General features: G+C 56.0%; 17 protein-coding genes and 1 pseudogene. 15 read left to right on the top strand and 3 right to left on the bottom strand.

The genetic code is table 11. From position 1 onward, the window contains the following. The first annotated feature begins 57 nt into the window (after window positions 1-57). From USG84_RS19980 to gntU, 5 genes are all read left to right on the top strand, one after another. Window positions 58-1,095 (top strand): oxidoreductase, encoded by a 1,038-nt coding sequence (locus USG84_RS19980; protein WP_061099560.1) that lies wholly within the window; start codon window positions 58-60, stop codon window positions 1,093-1,095. A gap of 123 nt (window positions 1,096-1,218) precedes the next feature. Further along, window positions 1,219-1,914 (top strand): pirin family protein, encoded by a 696-nt coding sequence (locus tag USG84_RS19975; protein ID WP_003861565.1) that lies wholly within the window; start codon window positions 1,219-1,221, stop codon window positions 1,912-1,914. Window positions 1,915-2,005: 91 nt separating this feature from the next. Next, window positions 2,006-3,001, top strand: a complete 996-nt coding sequence (gene gntR / locus USG84_RS19970) for a gluconate operon transcriptional repressor GntR (protein ID WP_014882133.1) — start codon at window positions 2,006-2,008, stop codon at window positions 2,999-3,001. A 126-nt stretch (window positions 3,002-3,127) separates the two neighbouring features. Continuing rightward, window positions 3,128-3,655 carry a gluconokinase gene (gntK, locus tag USG84_RS19965; RefSeq protein WP_008503362.1) on the top strand — a complete coding sequence of 176 codons (528 nt, stop codon included), beginning with the start codon at window positions 3,128-3,130 and terminating at the stop codon, window positions 3,653-3,655. Between the two features lie 3 nt (window positions 3,656-3,658). Beyond that, on the top strand, window positions 3,659-4,999 hold the full coding sequence (gene gntU, locus USG84_RS19960; RefSeq protein ID WP_151412700.1) for a gluconate transporter: 1,341 nt from the start codon (window positions 3,659-3,661) through the stop codon (window positions 4,997-4,999). 117 nt (window positions 5,000-5,116) lie between these two features. Here gntU and plsB read toward each other — a convergent pair whose 3' ends face one another. Then, entirely contained in the window at window positions 5,117-7,537 is a 2,421-nt protein-coding gene (gene plsB, locus USG84_RS19955) for a glycerol-3-phosphate 1-O-acyltransferase PlsB (protein WP_028015161.1), read from the bottom strand. Window positions 7,538-7,691: 154 nt separating this feature from the next. On the opposite strand from plsB, the gene USG84_RS19950 reads away from it, so the two are divergent. The 5 genes and pseudogenes from USG84_RS19950 (at window position 7,692) to USG84_RS19930 (ending at window position 10,508) form a co-directional block, all read left to right on the top strand. After that, window positions 7,692-8,060, top strand: a complete 369-nt coding sequence (locus tag USG84_RS19950) for a diacylglycerol kinase (protein ID WP_014830281.1) — start codon at window positions 7,692-7,694, stop codon at window positions 8,058-8,060. A gap of 108 nt (window positions 8,061-8,168) precedes the next feature. Then, window positions 8,169-8,777: a transcriptional repressor LexA gene (gene lexA / locus USG84_RS19945; RefSeq protein ID WP_028015162.1), complete on the top strand. Its 609-nt coding sequence runs from the start codon at window positions 8,169-8,171 to the stop codon at window positions 8,775-8,777. Between the two features lie 63 nt (window positions 8,778-8,840). Then, window positions 8,841-10,178, top strand: coding sequence for an MATE family efflux transporter DinF (gene dinF / locus USG84_RS19940; RefSeq protein ID WP_151412701.1), 1,338 nt, complete (start codon window positions 8,841-8,843; stop codon window positions 10,176-10,178). Next, window positions 10,175-10,249 (top strand): annotated as a pseudogene (locus USG84_RS19935) (hypothetical protein); the annotation flags it as partial. The gene dinF and the pseudogene USG84_RS19935, both read left to right, overlap by 4 nt. Before the next feature lie 49 nt (window positions 10,250-10,298). Beyond that, the gene (locus USG84_RS19930; protein ID WP_003860314.1) at window positions 10,299-10,508 is read left to right on the top strand and encodes a CsbD family protein; all 210 of its coding nucleotides are present in this window, start codon (window positions 10,299-10,301) and stop codon (window positions 10,506-10,508) included. 48 nt (window positions 10,509-10,556) lie between these two features. Here USG84_RS19930 and zur read toward each other — a convergent pair whose 3' ends face one another. Next, entirely contained in the window at window positions 10,557-11,069 is a 513-nt protein-coding gene (zur, locus tag USG84_RS19925; protein ID WP_047345602.1) for a zinc uptake transcriptional repressor Zur, read from the bottom strand. A 115-nt stretch (window positions 11,070-11,184) separates the two neighbouring features. Between zur and USG84_RS19920 the strand changes: the two genes are divergently transcribed. The 4 genes from USG84_RS19920 to pspG all read left to right on the top strand — a co-directional run bounded on the left by USG84_RS19920 (window position 11,185) and on the right by pspG (window position 14,615). Next, window positions 11,185-11,673 carry a cupin domain-containing protein gene (locus tag USG84_RS19920; protein WP_061099557.1) on the top strand — a complete coding sequence of 163 codons (489 nt, stop codon included), beginning with the start codon at window positions 11,185-11,187 and terminating at the stop codon, window positions 11,671-11,673. A 225-nt stretch (window positions 11,674-11,898) separates the two neighbouring features. Continuing rightward, entirely contained in the window at window positions 11,899-13,158 is a 1,260-nt protein-coding gene (gene traF / locus USG84_RS19915) for a conjugal transfer protein TraF (RefSeq protein WP_277614689.1), read from the top strand. Between the two features lie 82 nt (window positions 13,159-13,240). Further along, window positions 13,241-14,236, top strand: a complete 996-nt coding sequence (gene dusA / locus USG84_RS19910; RefSeq protein ID WP_151412703.1) for a tRNA dihydrouridine(20/20a) synthase DusA — start codon at window positions 13,241-13,243, stop codon at window positions 14,234-14,236. A 136-nt stretch (window positions 14,237-14,372) separates the two neighbouring features. After that, window positions 14,373-14,615 (top strand): envelope stress response protein PspG, encoded by a 243-nt coding sequence (gene pspG / locus USG84_RS19905; RefSeq protein ID WP_028015168.1) that lies wholly within the window; start codon window positions 14,373-14,375, stop codon window positions 14,613-14,615. A 184-nt stretch (window positions 14,616-14,799) separates the two neighbouring features. Here pspG and USG84_RS19900 read toward each other — a convergent pair whose 3' ends face one another. Then, on the bottom strand, window positions 14,800-15,783 hold the full coding sequence (locus USG84_RS19900; protein WP_151412704.1) for a quinone oxidoreductase: 984 nt from the start codon (window positions 15,781-15,783) through the stop codon (window positions 14,800-14,802). 66 nt (window positions 15,784-15,849) lie between these two features. Here USG84_RS19900 and dnaB point away from each other — a divergent pair, with 66 nt between their 5' ends. Continuing rightward, complete coding sequence (gene dnaB, locus USG84_RS19895; protein WP_008503375.1) at window positions 15,850-17,262, top strand: replicative DNA helicase; 1,413 nt, start codon at window positions 15,850-15,852, stop codon at window positions 17,260-17,262. Window positions 17,263-17,265: the final 3 nt, after the last annotated feature.

Raw genomic sequence — 17,265 nt, 5'->3', positions numbered from 1 at the left:
CTCGCTGGCTTTTTTTTTGTTATGGTTAGACTCAGTAACCTTAAAAAGGACTGAGCCATGACACTACATTGCGCATTTATTGGATTTGGCAAAAGCACCACGCGTTACCACCTTCCATATGTCCTCCACCGTAAAGACACCTGGCACGTCGCCCACATCTACCGCCGCAGCGCGAAGCCGGAAGAGCAGTCTCCGCAGTATTCCCACATTCACTTCACCAGCGATCTTAATGAAGTATTGAATGACCCGCAGGTAAAGCTGGTGGTCGTCTGCACCCACGCCGACAGCCACTTCGACTACGCGAAGCGCGCGCTCGAAGCGGGTAAAAACGTGCTGGTCGAAAAGCCGTTCACTCCGACCATTGCCGAAGCGAAGGAATTGTTCGCGCTGGCGAAAAGCAAAGGGTTGACCGTCACCCCGTATCAGAACCGTCGCTTTGATAGCTGCTTCCTGACGGCGAAAAAGGCGATTGAGAGCGGCAGGCTGGGCGACATCGTGGAAATTGAAAGCCACTTCGATTACTACCGCCCGGTGGCGGAAACCCAGCCCGGTCTGCCGCAGGACGGCTCGTTCTACGGCCTGGGCGTACATACCATGGACCAGATCATCTCCCTGTTTGGCCGCCCGGACCACGTGGCGTATGACATCCGCAGCCTGCGCAATAAAGCCAACCCGGACGATACCTTTGAAGCGCAGCTGTTCTACGGCGACCTTAAAGCCATCGTCAAAACCAGCCATCTGGTAAAAATCGACTACCCGAAATTTATCGTTCACGGCACCAAAGGCTCGTTCATTAAGTACGGCATTGACCAGCAGGAGACCAGCCTGAAGGCCAACATCATGCCGGGCGAGCCGGGCTTTGCAGCTGACGATTCCGTGGGCGTGCTGGAGTATGTGAACGATGAGGGCGTTACGGTCAAAGAAGAGCTGAAACCGGAAACCGGCGACTATGGCCGCGTCTACGATGCGCTGTATGAAACCCTCACCAGCGGCGCGCCGAATTACGTCAAGGAATCTGACGTTCTGACCAACCTTGAAATCCTTGAGCGGGCCTTCGAGCAGGCTTCTCCTGCCACGGTAACCCTCGCGAAATAAGCAAAAACGGCTCCTCTGCGCTTGTTCATAATTTTTGAACAGAGGAGTCAATTTTCACCCTCTATGATCCCCGACCGTTTGAGTCCACACTTACTCCATCGAAACGAACTGAGGGTGAAAACAATGATCTACTTACGCAAAGCAAACGAACGTGGTCACGCAAATCATGGCTGGCTGGACTCATGGCATTCATTCTCGTTTGCCGACTACTACGACCCGAACTTCATGGGCTTCTCCGCACTGCGCGTGATTAACGACGACGTGATTGATGCAGGCCAGGGCTTCGGTACTCACCCGCACAAAGACATGGAAATCCTGACCTATGTGCTGGAAGGGGCGGTTGAGCACCAGGACAGCATGGGCAACAAAGAGCAGGTTCCGGCGGGCGAGTTCCAGATTATGAGCGCGGGTACCGGGGTGCGTCACTCCGAGTACAACCCGAGCAAAACGGAAAAACTGCACCTGTATCAAATCTGGATCATTCCAGAAGAGACCGGCATCACGCCACGCTACGAGCAGCGCCGCTTCGACGCGAAACAGGGCAAACAGCTGGTGCTGTCCCCGGACGCGCGTGAAGGTTCTCTGAAAGTGCATCAGGATATGGAGCTGTACCGCTGGGCGCTGGCGAAAGACGAACAGTCAGTGCACCAGATTGCCGCTAATCGCCGCGTCTGGATCCAGGTGGTGAAAGGTGAAGTGTCTATTAACGGCACCAAAGCCACCACCGCCGATGGTCTGGCCGTCTGGGATGAGCAGGCGCTCTCCGTGCATGCCGACAGCGAAAGCGAAATCCTGCTGTTTGACCTGCCTCCGGTCTAAATAATTTCTCAACCTTCCCTTTAAACGGGGAAGGTTGAGCTTTGTCCGTGATAAACTGAGCAAATCTCTCACTTCAAGATTTCTCAGGACGATGAAAAAGAAACGCCCCGTACTTCAGGATGTCGCCGATCGCGTCGGTGTGACCAAAATGACGGTCAGCCGTTTTTTACGTAACCCGGAACAGGTTTCCGTGGCGTTGCGTGGCAAGATTGCTGCCGCCCTTGATGAACTGGGTTATATTCCCAACCGCGCACCCGATATTCTCTCCAATGCGACCAGCCGTGCGGTGGGCGTCCTGCTTCCTTCCCTGACCAACCAGGTTTTCGCTGAAGTTCTGCGCGGCATTGAAAGCGTCACCGATGCTTTTGGCTACCAGACCATGCTCGCTCACTATGGGTACAAGCCGGAACTGGAAGAGGAACGTCTTGAATCAATGCTTTCCTGGAACATTGACGGCCTGATTTTAACCGAACGTACCCACACTGCCCGCACGCTCAAAATGATTGAAGTCGCCGGTATTCCGGTGGTGGAGCTCATGGACAGCCAGTCGCCGTGCCTCGACATCGCCGTTGGGTTCGATAACTTTGAAGCCGCTCGTCAGATGACGGCGGCCATCATTGCCCGCGGTCATCGTCATATTGCCTATCTGGGTGCGCGTCTTGATGAACGTACTATCATCAAACAGAAGGGATACGAGCAGGCGATGCTCGACGCGAACTTAACCCCGTACAGCGTGATGGTGGAGCAGTCCTCATCTTACACCTCGGGTATTGAGCTGATGCGCCAGGCACGACGCGAGTATCCGCAACTGGACGGTATTTTCTGTACCAACGATGACCTTGCGGTCGGTGCAGCGTTCGAATGCCAGCGTCTGGGGCTGAAGATCCCTGAGGATATGGCAATTGCCGGCTTCCACGGCCACGATATTGGTCAGGTGATGGAGCCGCGTCTGGCGAGCGTTCTGACACCGCGTGAACGCATGGGCCGCATTGGCGCAGAACGCCTGCTGGCGCGCATTCGTGGAGAGACGGTTACCCCTAAAATGTTAGATTTAGGTTTCACCTTGTCACCGGGTGGATCTATTTGAACTGACAAATTTGAAGTAGCTCACACTTATTCACTTCGCGCACGTTTGGATATTGCTTCTCTTTTGCCCCAGCAGGACAATGTTACCGATAACTGTTACCCGTAACAATTGACTGAGGGACACCCTTTGAGCACGACTAATCACGATCACCACGTTTACGTCCTGATGGGCGTGTCCGGTAGCGGTAAATCTGCCGTGGCGAGCGAAGTGGCGCATCAACTTCAGGCTGCGTTTCTTGATGGTGACTTCCTCCATCCGCGCAGCAACATCATGAAAATGGCCTCCGGCGAGCCGCTGAACGATGACGACCGCAAACCGTGGTTGCAGGCGCTGAATGACGCCGCGTTCGCGATGCAGCGCACCAATAAAGTTTCCCTGATCGTCTGCTCCGCGCTGAAAAAAACCTACCGCGACCTGCTGCGCGACGGCAATCCGAACCTCTCCTTCATCTATCTGAAGGGCGATTTCGAGGTCATTGAAAGCCGTCTGAAGGCGCGTAAAGGCCACTTCTTTAAAACCCAGATGCTGGTGACGCAGTTTGAAGCGCTTCAGGAGCCGGGTGAAGATGAAAAAGACGTCTTAGTGGTTGATATCGATCAGTCACTGGAGGGTGTTGTAGCCAGCACCATCGAGGTCATTAACAAAAGGCAGTAAGTTTTGAGTACATTAACGCTAGTTTTGACAGCAGTGGGTTCGGTATTGCTGCTGCTGTTTTTAGTGATGAAGGCGCGTATGCACGCTTTCGTTGCTTTGATGGTGGTTTCTATTGGTGCAGGTCTCTTTTCCGGCATGCCGCTCGACAAGATCGCCGCGACGATGGAAAAAGGGATGGGAGGCACGCTGGGCTTCCTGGCGATTGTGGTCGCGCTGGGCGCGATGTTTGGCAAGATCCTGCATGAGACGGGCGCGGTCGACCAGATTGCCGTCAAGATGCTCAAATCCTTCGGTCACAGCCGCGCGCACTACGCGATTGGCCTGGCCGGTCTGATTTGCGCGCTGCCGCTGTTCTTCGAAGTGGCGGTGGTGCTGCTCATCAGCGTCGCGTTCTCCATGGCGCGCCATACCGGCACTAACCTCGTGAAGCTGGTTATTCCGCTGTTTGCGGGCGTGGCGGCGGCTGCGGCGTTTCTGCTGCCCGGGCCAGCGCCGATGCTGCTGGCCTCCCAGATGCACGCCGATTTTGGCTGGATGATCCTGATTGGCCTGTGCGCCGCTATCCCCGGGATGATAATCGCCGGTCCGCTGTGGGGCAATTTCATCAGCCGTTACGTTGAGCTGCATATTCCGGACGACATCACCGAGCCGCATCTGGGCGAAGGTAAAATGCCGTCCTTCGGCTTTAGCCTTTCTTTGATCCTGCTCCCGCTGGTGCTGGTGGGCCTGAAAACCATCGCCGCGCGCTTTGTGCCGGTCGGCTCTACCGCGTACGAATGGTTTGAGTTCATTGGTCACCCGTTCACGGCGATTCTGGTGGCGTGTCTGGTAGCGATTTACGGCCTGGCGATGCGCCAGGGAATGCCGAAAGACCGCGTGATGGAGATCTGCGGTGCGGCGCTGCAGCCTGCGGGGATTATCCTGCTGGTGATCGGTGCCGGCGGCGTGTTCAAGCAGGTGCTGGTGGATTCCGGCGTGGGCCCGGCTCTGGGTGAAGCGCTGACCGGGATGGGCCTGCCGATTGCGGTAACCTGCTTCGTGCTGGCTGCGGCGGTGCGTATCATTCAGGGTTCTGCAACCGTGGCGTGCTTAACCGCCGTAGGTCTGGTGATGCCGGTAATTGAACAGCTCAACTACACCGGTGCGCAGATGGCCGCGCTGTCTATCTGCATTGCGGGCGGTTCGATTGTCGTCTCGCACGTTAACGACGCCGGCTTCTGGCTGTTCGGTAAGTTTACCGGCGCGACCGAAGCGCAAACCCTGAAAACCTGGACGCTGATGGAAACCATCCTCGGCACCACCGGGGCCATTGTCGGGATGATTGCCTTTACGCTGCTGAGCTAAATGCGGTGATTTAACAAGGCTCAAAAATAAGGCCCGGTAGCGTTAGCGCTTACCGGGCCTTTTTATTATGCAGAACGTCAGGCCGGGCAAGGTGAAGCACTACCCGGCTTTTTTACATCACTCGCCCTGCGTCGCGCTCTCAATCGTCAGGCGCACATCCGACGTAATCAGTTCAGCCAGCATCTGGTAAACCTTGAGCGTCTCTTCCGGCTCGGCATCGCCCGTATCGCTGATGAAGCCTTCGTCACGCAGCGTCAGCACCAGCGAGCTGAAGACCGCCTTGTCGAAGAATTCAGGGGCGTTAATGCCGTGCAGAACGGACAGACGCTGCGCCAGCGTCCGGCTCTCTTTCTCCAGCGTGCCGCGGTTGATCGACGGGTTCGCGCTCAGTAGCCAGAACGTAATGGCGTAGCGCTGCAGCGTTTCGCGCGCGCCGGCCGCGAGCAGTTGCAGGGTGCGGGAGCGTGACGGATTGATGTGCAGCTCGTCGTTCGCAACGGTGATCAGCCCCTGACGGCGCAGCTCTTCCGTCAGTTTATCCAGCTCAACGGCCAGCTCTTCCTTGCTCCAGCGCAGGAACAGCTCCGCTTTCAGCATCGGGTAGAGCGTCTCAACGTGGCGCAACAGCTCCTGACGTGAGATGCGGCGATGCTGGGTAATAATGGCCGCCATGAGCGACGGCAGCATCAGCATATGAGCGATGTTGTTGCGGTAGTACGTCATCAGCACCGCCTGCTCGCGCGGCAGAATGATGATGTCGCCGATCGTGTCTTTCTCGACTTCGAACTTGTTCATCTGCAGCGCGTGATCGATAAGCTCGCTGGCGGTAGCAGAAGGGGCTGTCGAATCAACCGAGTACGGCACGTTACGCATCATGTCCAGGTAGCAGTCCAACTGCTCCGTGAGCTGTTCACGGGTCAGGGAACGCTGACGGGAAGCCAGCAGCGCCGTACAGCACAGGTTCATGGCATTGGCCGCACCGGCGTTGTTAATGCGCACCATCAGCTCGGACGCGATGCCGTTCACCGTTGGCGTCAGCCAGGCCGGACGAACCGCTTCGATAGGGTCGATGGATTCGCGCCAATCCGGAACATGATGGTTCAGATACGTCATCAGCGGCATCGGCTCGCCAAAGTTTACGTAGCCCTGACCCAGGTTGCGTAACTTGCTCAGGCCGCGCAGCATCTGCGGCAGGCTCTCTTTCTCTTTGGTCGCACCACGCAGCTCTTTGGCGTACGTGCCCACTTCCATCACGTGCTCATAGCCAATGTAAATTGGCACCAGCGTGATTGGACGGGTTCCTCCGCGCAGCATCGCCTGAATGGTCATCGACAGCGTGCCGGTCTTCGGATCGAGCAGACGACCGGTACGGGAACGACCGCCCTCCACGAAGTACTCCACTGAATAGCCGCGGCTGAACAGTTCGCCGAGATACTCGCGGAAGACGGTGGAGTAGAGCTTGTTGCCCTTAAAGGTACGACGAATAAAGAACGCACCCAGGCGGCGGAAGATCGGGCCTGCTGGCCAGAAGTTCAGGTTAATACCGGCGGCAATGTGCGGCGGTACCAGCCCCTGATGATAGAGCACGTAGGAGAGAAGCAGGTAGTCCATGTGGCTGCGGTGGCAGGGGACATAGACAATCTCATGGCCGTCGTGCGCCAGCTGCCGCACACGTTCGGCGTTATGCACGTTGATGCCCTGATAAAGGCGGTTCCAGGTAAATCCGAGAATACGATCGGACAGGCGAATCATCTCATAAGAGAAGTTCGCTGCGATCTCTTCCATCAGCGCAATGGCGTTCTGCTGGGCTTTCTCATGGGAAATTTTCTTGCTGCGCGCTTCGTCTTCAACGGCGCGAGCAATCGCTTTAGAGGCCAGCAGCTTGTTGAACAGGTCCTGACGCGCAGGGAGACGCGGTCCTACGGCCGCCAGGCGCTGACGGGCGAAGTGCATACGCGCCACGCGCGCCAGTTTTTGCGCGATGATCTTGTCCGTGCCGTGCTCGTCCGCCATTCGGCGAAGGGAGACGGAAGGGGAGAAGCGCACAAAGCTGTCGCGTCCCAGCCAGGAGACCGCGAAGAACTTCTGGATGCCGTTAAGCATGCGCAGCGGCGGGTTCTCTTCGCCTTTTTCGCGGCCCGGACGGCGACCAAACATCACCGATACTGGCACCATCTGCACATCCAGGTCAGGATTGCTGCGGTGCAGGTCGAGATAGTCGTGGAACAGTTTGATGGACTCTTCTTTCGGCGTGTAATAGGTAAACACGCGCGGCCCGCCGTGGATGAACACGTAGCGCGGCAGCAAAGTGCCGTCAACTTCCAGCGGTTCAAGCGGGTCGGGTAAATCATGCGCCAGACACTGGGCGCGAAGCGTTAGCAGGTCTGCCTTCGAGTTATAAGGCAAAACGTACATAATAGGGCGCGACGTATCGAGCCCCAGTTCCAGCGCGGGTTCTGCTGGGATAGACTTGCTTTTTACCAGTATGCTTAATGGTAAATTAAGTAATTTGTAGTAAATTCGTGGCCAGCCGGACATAAACGATGTAAAGCCTCTGGTTAATAATGCAATTGCGGCGCAAGGATAACAGAAAGCGCGCAAAATTTCTGTTGTTACCCGTCATACTTCAGGCGGCAGCGAAACGCGCTGCAGCTCCTGTTACTGACGCTCTTTTTTAAAAAAGGTTCTTTTAATGGCCAATAATACCACTGGGTTAACGCGTATCATCAAAGCTGCCGGCTATTCGTGGAAAGGTTTCCGTGCCGCCTGGGTTAATGAAGCTGCTTTTCGCCAGGAAGGTGTCGCCGCTATCGTCGCGGTTATCATCGCCTGTTTCCTTGATGTAGATGCCATTACCCGCGTGCTTCTCATCGGTTCCGTACTTCTGGTGATGATAGTGGAAATTCTCAATAGCGCTATTGAGGCCGTGGTCGACCGGATCGGCTCTGATTTCCACGAGCTTTCTGGCCGCGCGAAAGATATGGGCTCCGCCGCTGTCCTGCTGGCGATTATCACAGCAGCCATTACCTGGGTCACTCTGCTTTGGTCACATTTCCGATGAGCCTCGAGGAATAATTAAGTCCCTGGTTTTTTGTGCAGTTTTTGGTTCCAAAATCGCCTTTGACTGTATATACTCACAGCATAACTGTATATACACCCAGGGGGCGGAATGAAAGCATTAACGACCAGGCAGCAAGAGGTGTTTGATCTCATTCGGGATCATATCGGCCAGACGGGTATGCCACCCACGCGTGCGGAAATCGCGCAGCGTCTGGGCTTCCGTTCTCCGAATGCTGCCGAGGAACACCTGAAAGCGCTGGCGCGTAAGGGTGTAATTGAGATTGTGTCAGGCGCGTCGCGTGGTATCCGCCTGCTGGTGGAAGAAGAGACGGGCATTCCGCTGATTGGCCGCGTTGCCGCAGGTGAACCGCTGCTGGCACAACAGCATATTGAAGGTCATTACCAGGTCGATCCTGGTATGTTCAAGCCGAGTGCTGATTTCCTGCTGCGCGTTAGCGGGATGTCGATGAAAGACATCGGCATTCTTGATGGCGACCTGCTGGCCGTTCACAAAACGCAGGATGTGCGAAACGGCCAAGTGGTGGTTGCGCGCATTGATGACGAAGTGACCGTTAAGCGCCTGAAAAAACAGGGTAACACCGTTCAGCTGTTGCCTGAAAACAACGAGTTCACCCCGATTGTGGTCGACCTCCGCGAACAGAGCTTCTCTATTGAAGGTCTGGCGGTTGGCGTGATTCGCAACGGCGAATGGCTGTAATCTCTTCCTGACAGGCTACGCTTCCGCTGTAGCCTGCTTCATTTTCCATTCCCGGTATTTCTCATGTCACTGCTGACGGCATCTGATAAGGCATTGTGGCGTCTTGCCCTGCCGATGATTTTCTCCAATATCACCGTGCCCTTGCTGGGTCTGGTCGATACGGCCGTTATTGGTCATCTCGATTCCCCTGTTTATCTTGGCGGCGTGGCGATTGGCGCGACGGCAACCAGCTTCCTGTTTATGCTGCTGCTGTTTTTACGTATGAGCACTACCGGGCTCACGGCACAGGCGTATGGTGCGAAAGACCCGTTACGTCTGGCGCGTGCGCTGGTGCAGCCGCTGATCCTGGCGCTAGGCGCGGGGATGTTGATTGTTTTACTGCGCACGCCCCTGATTGACCTTGCGCTCCATGTTGTTGGCGGTAGTGAGGCGGTACTGGAGCAGGCGCGTCGCTTCCTGGAAATCCGCTGGCTCAGCGCGCCCGCTTCGCTGGCAAACCTGGTTCTGCTGGGGTGGCTACTGGGCGTGCAGTACGCCCGTGCGCCAGTGATTTTGCTGGTCGTGGGAAACCTGCTCAACATTGCGCTCGATCTCTGGCTGGTGATGGGTCTGCATATGGACGTACGCGGGGCGGCACTGGCGACGGCGATTGCCGAATACGGAACCTTTTTCATTGGTTTGTGGATGGTCTGGCGCGTGCTGGCGATGCGCGGGATCTCCCTTGCGTTGCTCAAAAACGCATGGCGCGGCAATATCCGTAAACTGCTGGCGCTTAACCGTGACATCATGCTGCGCTCGCTTCTGCTACAGCTCTGTTTTGGCGCGCTGACGGTTTTTGGTGCCCGCCTTGGGCCTGAGATCGTCGCGGTGAATGCGGTCCTGATGACATTACTGACCTTTACCGCCTACGCGCTGGACGGCTTCGCCTACGCCGTTGAGGCGCATTCCGGGCAGGCGTACGGCGCGCGGGAAGGTGGGCAGCTTCGGGATGTCTGGCGGGCAGCCTGTAGACAAGCGGGACTGGTCGCGCTGGCGTTCGCACTGATTTACGCCTGTTTTGGCCGTGACATTATTGCATTACTCACTTCGTTACCGGCTTTACGCGAATTGGCGGACCGCTACATCGTCTGGCAGGTGATCTTGCCGGTGGTGGGCGTCTGGTGCTATCTGCTGGACGGCATGTTTATTGGTGCAACGCGCGGGGCGGAAATGCGTAACAGTATGGCGGTTGCGGCGGCGGGGTTTGGTTTGACGCTGCTGACGCTTCCCTGGCTGGGTAATCACGGTTTGTGGCTGGCGCTTGCGGTCTTCCTCTCCCTGCGCGGCCTGTCGCTTGCCTTTATCTGGCATCGGCACTGGCAAAATAATACCTGGCTTCCTTCCCGTCACGATATATCGTGACGGTTAAAGATTCCGAATATGAAATTAACCGCCGAATCCTTAGCTACAATTATTATCACGTCCAGCAGAAAAGAACGTAACGGACGTTACGACCCGACGCTTAACTAAGAGGACACGATGATGAATAAAGACGAAATCGGCGGCAACTGGAAGCAGTTCAAAGGTAAAGCGAAAGAACAGTGGGGTAAGCTGACTGATGACGATATGACCGTCATTGAAGGCAAACGCGATCAGCTTGTCGGTAAAATTCAGGAACGTTACGGCTACGAGAAAGATCAGGCGGAAAACGAAGTCAAAGACTGGGAAACCCGTAACGACTACCGCTGGTAACGCTGAATAACCCACACAGGCGGCTCTAAGCCGCCTTTTCTTTTGCCCTTAACGCGGCTTTTTCTTCACCAGAATAGAGTGGTCGTGCTGACACGCATCCTGATGCCGACAGGCTTCAACCTCAACGCATGCTGAACACAACCCGTGTGCTTCAATCACGTTATGGCGCAGGGCAAAACCCATTTTTGCCGCCAGCGAATGCATGATGTCTTCCACGCCTTCCGCACCCTCTTCTTTTACCACGCCGCAACGATCGCAGATAAACATGGCCGATGTGTGCGTTGGCTGATCGAAAAGATGGCACAGGACATAGCTGTTTGTGGATTCAACCTTATGCACAAACCCTTGTTCCAGCAGGAAATCCAGCGCGCGATACACCGTCGGCGGTTTAGCCTGCGGCTCGCTTTCGCGGAGCAGGTCGAGCAGATCGTAGGCGCTGATCGCCCCCTGTTGCAGGCTCATCAGGCGTAAGACTTCAAGGCGCTGCGGGGTCAGGCGCACATTGCGTTGCGCGCACAGCTTTTCGGCCTGCGCTAACAGCTCTTTTGTGGACTTATCCATTTAGCACCTCGGACGTTCTGGGACGTAAAACCCTCACTTTATCATGTTCTGGCAAAAACACCGATATCCGCCAGGCTGTGCTATACCTGACGCATCGCAAACCGGGAATGTAACCATGAAAAAACCAGACTGTATCAAGCACTGGCGCGACGTAGAAGGGCCAGATGACGCCACCTACCCCGACAGTAATGAGCTTTTTTCCATCGGTGCACCGCTGGCGCGCAGGCTGGGCCTCAGGCGCATAGGCATTCATCATGAGCGTTTACCGCCGGGGCGTCGAACGTCCTATCCCCATGCGGAAAGTGACGAAGAAGAGTTTATCTACGTGCTTGAGGGCTATCCTGAAGCCTGGATTAATGGCTATTTGTGGAAGCTTGAACCCGGCGACAGCGTGGGCTTTCCCGCCGGAACGGGCGTGTGCCACACCTTTATCAACAATACGGACGAAGAGGTGCGGTTACTGGTGGTGGGTGAGGCCAACAAGAAGCAAAACCGCATCTACTATCCGCTTAATCCGGTCTATGCCGCCACGCGAGAGGACCGCTGGGTAGATCATCCCCCTCAATTTTTCGGGCCACATGATGGAAAACCTGTGAAAAAATAATTTCCTCTTCTATAAATATTGAGGGCCGTCACAAATTACAACAGGCCGTAAGGAAGTTTTACTTAGGGAATGAATTAGCGGGTCTTTTTATCTTTATTCACAGCAATAGTTCGCGCCTGTTTGGGAGATAACAGACAGGGGTTATTTCATAACAGACTATAAGACGGGCATACTGTGAAAAAACATTTTAAATTTTCGGTGGTTAGCATCGCTGTCTCCTTGTTTATGGCAAATCAGGCGGGAGCAGCCAATACCTGGACAGAATCACGTAGCGACGCGATGGGGGGGACCGGCGTTGCTTCGGGCAGCTATGGTAGCGGGGCGTTAATCAACCCCGCGCTGCTGGCAAAGGCAAAACCGGACGATGATGTGACGGTCATTTTGCCGTCCGTTGGCGTACAGGTGACGGATGAGGACAATCTTCAGGACGAGATTGATACCATCAACGACAAAATCAATCATTATAAGGATGTGGTTGATAACCTTACGCCAGTTGAGGTCATCACCAATCCGCTAGGCTCGATTAACCAGTTCCAGGGCGCGGCCAAAGATCTGGCCGATGAGCTGGACTATCTCAAGGGTAAAACCGCACGCGCGACGGCAGGGGCAGGGCTTGCCGTGAGTATCCCTAACGATGTGCTTTCCGTGGCTTTTATGGCGAAAGGGTATGCCCATGGTCGGGTGAGTTCGTCTATCGACCAGCAGGATATTGATTATCTGCGCGGTATTCAAAGAAGCAATCTGGTGGCTGCCGGCGTTGCTCTGGACGCTGCGCTGAACGGCACGGACCAGATCACTAAAAACCTCAACTCAACGGCGTCCGGTCGGGCGGCGATTGTCTCCGACTACGGTATTGCCGTTGCGCGTCAGTTTGACCTGGGCGGCGTTCCGGTTTCCGTGGGCGTGACGCCAAAACTGCAAAAATCCTGGATCTATAACTACACCACCTCAATCTACGATTACGACAGTAATAAGTGGAACGACAGCCGCTACCGTACAGACGATACCGGCTTTAACGTCGATGCCGGTATTGCCGCTGATTTTGGCGAAAACTGGACGGTCGGCGTGAGCGGGCAAAACCTGATGTCGCGCGATATCGACACCAAAGATATCCGCATCCGCAACGGGCGTACGGGGGAAGTGGTGAGCTATAAAGACACCTACCAGATCCGTCCGCTGGTGACCGCGGGCGCGGCCTGGCACAACGATCTGGTGACGCTGACCGCCGATGGCGATCTGACCGAAACCAAAGGCTTCAAGAGCGAAGATACGTCGCAGTATGTTGGGGTCGGTGCTGAAGTGACTCCGCTGAGCTGGCTGGCGGTACGCGCCGGTTATCGCGCGGACATGAAAGGGAACGACAGCAACGTCTTTACCGGCGGTGTCGGTTTCGCGCCGTTTAATACCGTGCATGTTGACCTGATGGGCCTGTATGGCGAGGACGAAACCTGGGGCGCAGGGGCTCAGCTGAGCATGACGTTCTAAAGTGCACCGGAGGCGCTGCGCCTCCGGCTTTTCTTTGTGCTATAGTAGCGCCCCTTTTCCACCAGATGCTTAAAACTTCGCCATGTTGTCAGAACACCAGACCGCTTTTCCTGCACACCGTTTCTCCATTGCGCCGATGCTCGACTGGACGGACAGACACTGTCGCTATTTCCTGCGCCAGCTCTCCCGCCATACGCTGCTGTACACCGAAATGGTGACCACGGGCGCAATTATTCACGGGAAGGGCGACTACCTGGCATACAGCGAAGAAGAGCATCCGGTTGCCCTGCAGCTGGGGGGGAGCGATCCGGCCGCGCTGGCGCAGTGTGCAAAGCTGGCGGAAGAACGCGGCTACGATGAGATCAACCTCAACGTTGGCTGCCCTTCCGACCGCGTGCAAAACGGCATGTTTGGTGCCTGCCTGATGGGCAACGCACAGCTGGTGGCGGACTGCATCAAAGCGATGCGCGATGTGGTCTCCATTCCGGTGACGGTCAAAACCCGTATCGGCATTGACGACCAGGACAGCTACGAATTCCTGTGCGATTTCATCAACACGGTTTCAGGGAAAGGCGAGTGCGAGATGTTTATCATCCACGCCCGCAAAGCCTGGCTTTCAGGCCTGAGCCCGAAAGAGAACCGTGAGATCCCGCCGCTGGACTACCCGCGCGTGTATCAACTGAAGCGTGATTTCCCGCACCTGACGATGTCGATCAACGGCGGTATCAAGTCGCTGGAGGAGGCGAAGGCGCACCTTGAGCATATGGATGGCGTGATGGTCGGCCGCGAGGCGTATCAGAACCCGGGCATTCTGGCGACGGTCGACCGCGACATCTTTGGCGCAGCAGGCGCAGAAGCCGATCCGGTCGCCGTCGTGCGCGCCATGTACCCCTACATTGAGCGCGAGCTGAGCAGCGGCACGTATCTTGGCCACATCACTCGCCATATGCTTGGCCTGTTCCAGGGGATTCCGGGCGCGCGCCAGTGGCGTCGCTACCTCAGCGAGAACGCGCATAAAGCCGGTGCCGATATTGAGGTACTTGAACATGCGCTGCGGCTGGTGGCGGATAAGCGATAATTTTCGCTAAAAGATCGTCAAATTCACCACGCCCTGCGAATTCTCGCGGGGCGTTTTGCTTTAAGAACAATACGTTAGCTTTGGCATGATTCTTGTAATGATCGCAGCATCATTCGGGAACTTGTGGGAGAGCACCATGCTTGAACTACTTTTTGTGATTGGCTTTTTTGTCATGCTGATGGTCACGGGCGTGTCGCTGCTCGGCATTCTGGCCGCGCTCGTTGTGGCCACGGTGGTAATGTTCATTGGCGGATTGTTTGCCCTGACGATCAAACTGCTGCCGTGGCTGCTGCTGGCTATCGCCGTGGTGTGGGTAATACGGGCGATTAAAGCGCCAAAACTGCCGACTTATCAGCGCAATAACCGCTTCCGTTACTAAGGTATTGAGGGGTTCGTCACATACTTGTAACTTTTCCGGCAGCATGGCTTAGAACAGAATAGGATTTACTTATCGAATCTGTCACTATGACTGCCGCTACAGAATTCATCGAGCTGTACCCTACATACAGCCGAACTAAAAAAAGAAAGGGCTTCCCACGGGAAGCCCAATTTCTTTTTAGGGCTCAGGGAATTAGCAAACTTGAACCCTGCGTCGCCCGGCTTTCCAGCACCTCATGCGCACGCTGCGCATCGGTTAGCGGGTATTTTTGCGCATCCGCCACATCCACCTTAATCACGCCGCTGGCGATCAGCGAGAACAGCTCGTTGCTGGCTTCCTCCAGTTCTTCACGGTTGGTGATGTAACCCTGCAAAGAAGGGCGCGTCACGTACAGAGATCCTTTCTGGTTCAGAATGCCCAGATTAACGCCGGTTACAGCGCCTGAGGCGTTACCGAAGCTCACCATCAGCCCGCGACGCTGCAGGCAGTCCAGCGACGCCTCCCAGGTATCTTTCCCCACCGAGTCATACACGACGCGTACTTTTTTGCCGCCAGTAATCTCTTTTAGCCGCTCGACGATGCTCTCTTCCCGGTAGTTGATCACCTGCCACGCGCCCGCGTCCAGCGCCCGCTGCGCTTTTTGCGCACTGCCTGTGGTGCCGATGAGCTTCGCGCCTAAGGCTTTCGCCCACTGGCAGGCAATCAGCCCCACGCCACCGGCGGCAGCGTGGAACAGGAACTGCTCATCGGGCTTAATTTCGTAGGTTTTGCGCAGCAGGTAATAGACCGTCAGCCCTTTCAGGAATGAGGCGGCCGCCTGCTCAAAGGAGATGGCGTTCGGCAGCAGGGCGGCTTTGTCCGCCGGGACGTTGTGGACGGAACTGTAAGCGCCCAGGGCAGACTGTGCATACACCACACGATCGCCTTCTTTGATGTGCTTAACCGCACTGCCCACTTTACTGACAATGCCGGCCGCTTCGGTGCCCAGGCCGCTCGGCATTGACGGAGGCGGGTAGAGGCCGCCGCGAATATAGGTATCAATGTAGTTAATGCCGATAGCTTTGTTTTCAACCTGAATTTCGTTCTCGCCAGGCGCAGCGGGGGAAAACTCCACCGCTTTCAGCACTTCAGGACCGCCGTGTTTCTGGAACTCAATGCGCGTTGCCATGCTCCCTCCGTAAGAAAAATATGGTAATCTTTCGACCCACTCTTTATCTCGGTAACTCCATTCACTATGGCAGGAAACAAACCCTTCAACAAACAGACTGAACCTCGCGAGCGTGATTTCCAGGTCGCAGGGTTAAAAGTCCCGCCGCACTCGATTGAAGCGGAACAGTCGGTGTTGGGCGGTTTAATGCTGGATAACGAACGCTGGGACGACGTCGCCGAGCGCGTGGTGTCTGAAGATTTCTACACCCGCCCGCACCGCCATATCTTTACCGAAATGGCGCGCCTGCAGGAGTCGGGCAGCCCGATTGACCTGATCACGCTCGCGGAATCGCTGGAGCGTCAGGGTCAGCTGGACAGCGTCGGTGGCTTTGCCTATCTGGCAGAACTGTCAAAAAACACGCCAAGCGCGGCGAACATCAGCGCTTACGCCGACATCGTGCGCGAACGTGCCGTTGTTCGCGAGATGATCTCGGTGGCGAATGAGATTGCCGAGGCCGGATTCGACCCGCAGGGCCGCACCAGCGAAGACCTGCTCGATCTTGCCGAGTCCCGCGTCTTTAAAATCGCCGAAAGCCGTGCGAACAAAGACGAAGGCCCGAAAAACATCGCCGACGTGCTTGACGCCACCGTGGCGCGTATCGAACAGCTGTTCCAGCAGCCGCACGATGGTGTCACCGGGGTGAACACCGGCTATGACGATTTGAACAAGAAAACCGCCGGTTTACAGCCCTCGGATTTGATCATCGTCGCGGCGCGTCCGTCGATGGGTAAAACGACATTTGCGATGAACCTCGTCGAAAATGCGGCGATGCTGCAGGATAAGCCCGTGCTGATTTTCAGCCTTGAGATGCCCTCCGAGCAGATCATGATGCGTTCTCTGGCGTCGCTGTCGCGCGTGGATCAGACCCGCATTCGTACCGGCCAGCTCGACGATGAGGACTGGGCGCGCATCTCCGGCACCATGGGCATTCTGCTGGAAAAACGGAACATCTACATTGATGACTCCTCCGGCCTGACGCCGACGGAGGTCCGTTCCCGCGCGCGCCGTATCGCCCGCGAGCACGGCGGCATCGGCCTTATCATGATCGACTACCTTCAGCTGATGCGCGTCCCGTCGCTATCGGACAACCGTACGCTGGAAATTGCAGAGATCTCCCGCTCGCTCAAGGCGTTAGCTAAAGAGCTGCACGTGCCGGTGGTGGCGCTGTCGCAGCTGAACCGCTCTTTGGAACAACGCGCCGACAAGCGCCCGGTCAACTCCGACCTGCGTGAGTCCGGCTCCATCGAGCAGGATGCCGACTTAATCATGTTTATCTACCGTGATGAGGTTTATCACGAGAACAGCGACCTGAAGGGGATCGCCGAAATTATTATTGGTAAGCAACGTAACGGCCCAATCGGTACGGTGCGACTGACCTTTAACGGACAGTGGTCGCGTTTCGACAACTATGCCGGTCCTCAATATGATGATGAGTAATTT

The organism is Enterobacter sp. 168J2, assembly GCF_034107265.1.
Taxonomy (GTDB): Bacteria; Pseudomonadota; Gammaproteobacteria; order Enterobacterales; family Enterobacteriaceae; genus Enterobacter; species Enterobacter nematophilus.
The sequence above is the reverse complement of the archived record's forward strand: the minus strand, read 5'-3'. Positions and strand labels throughout refer to the sequence as shown.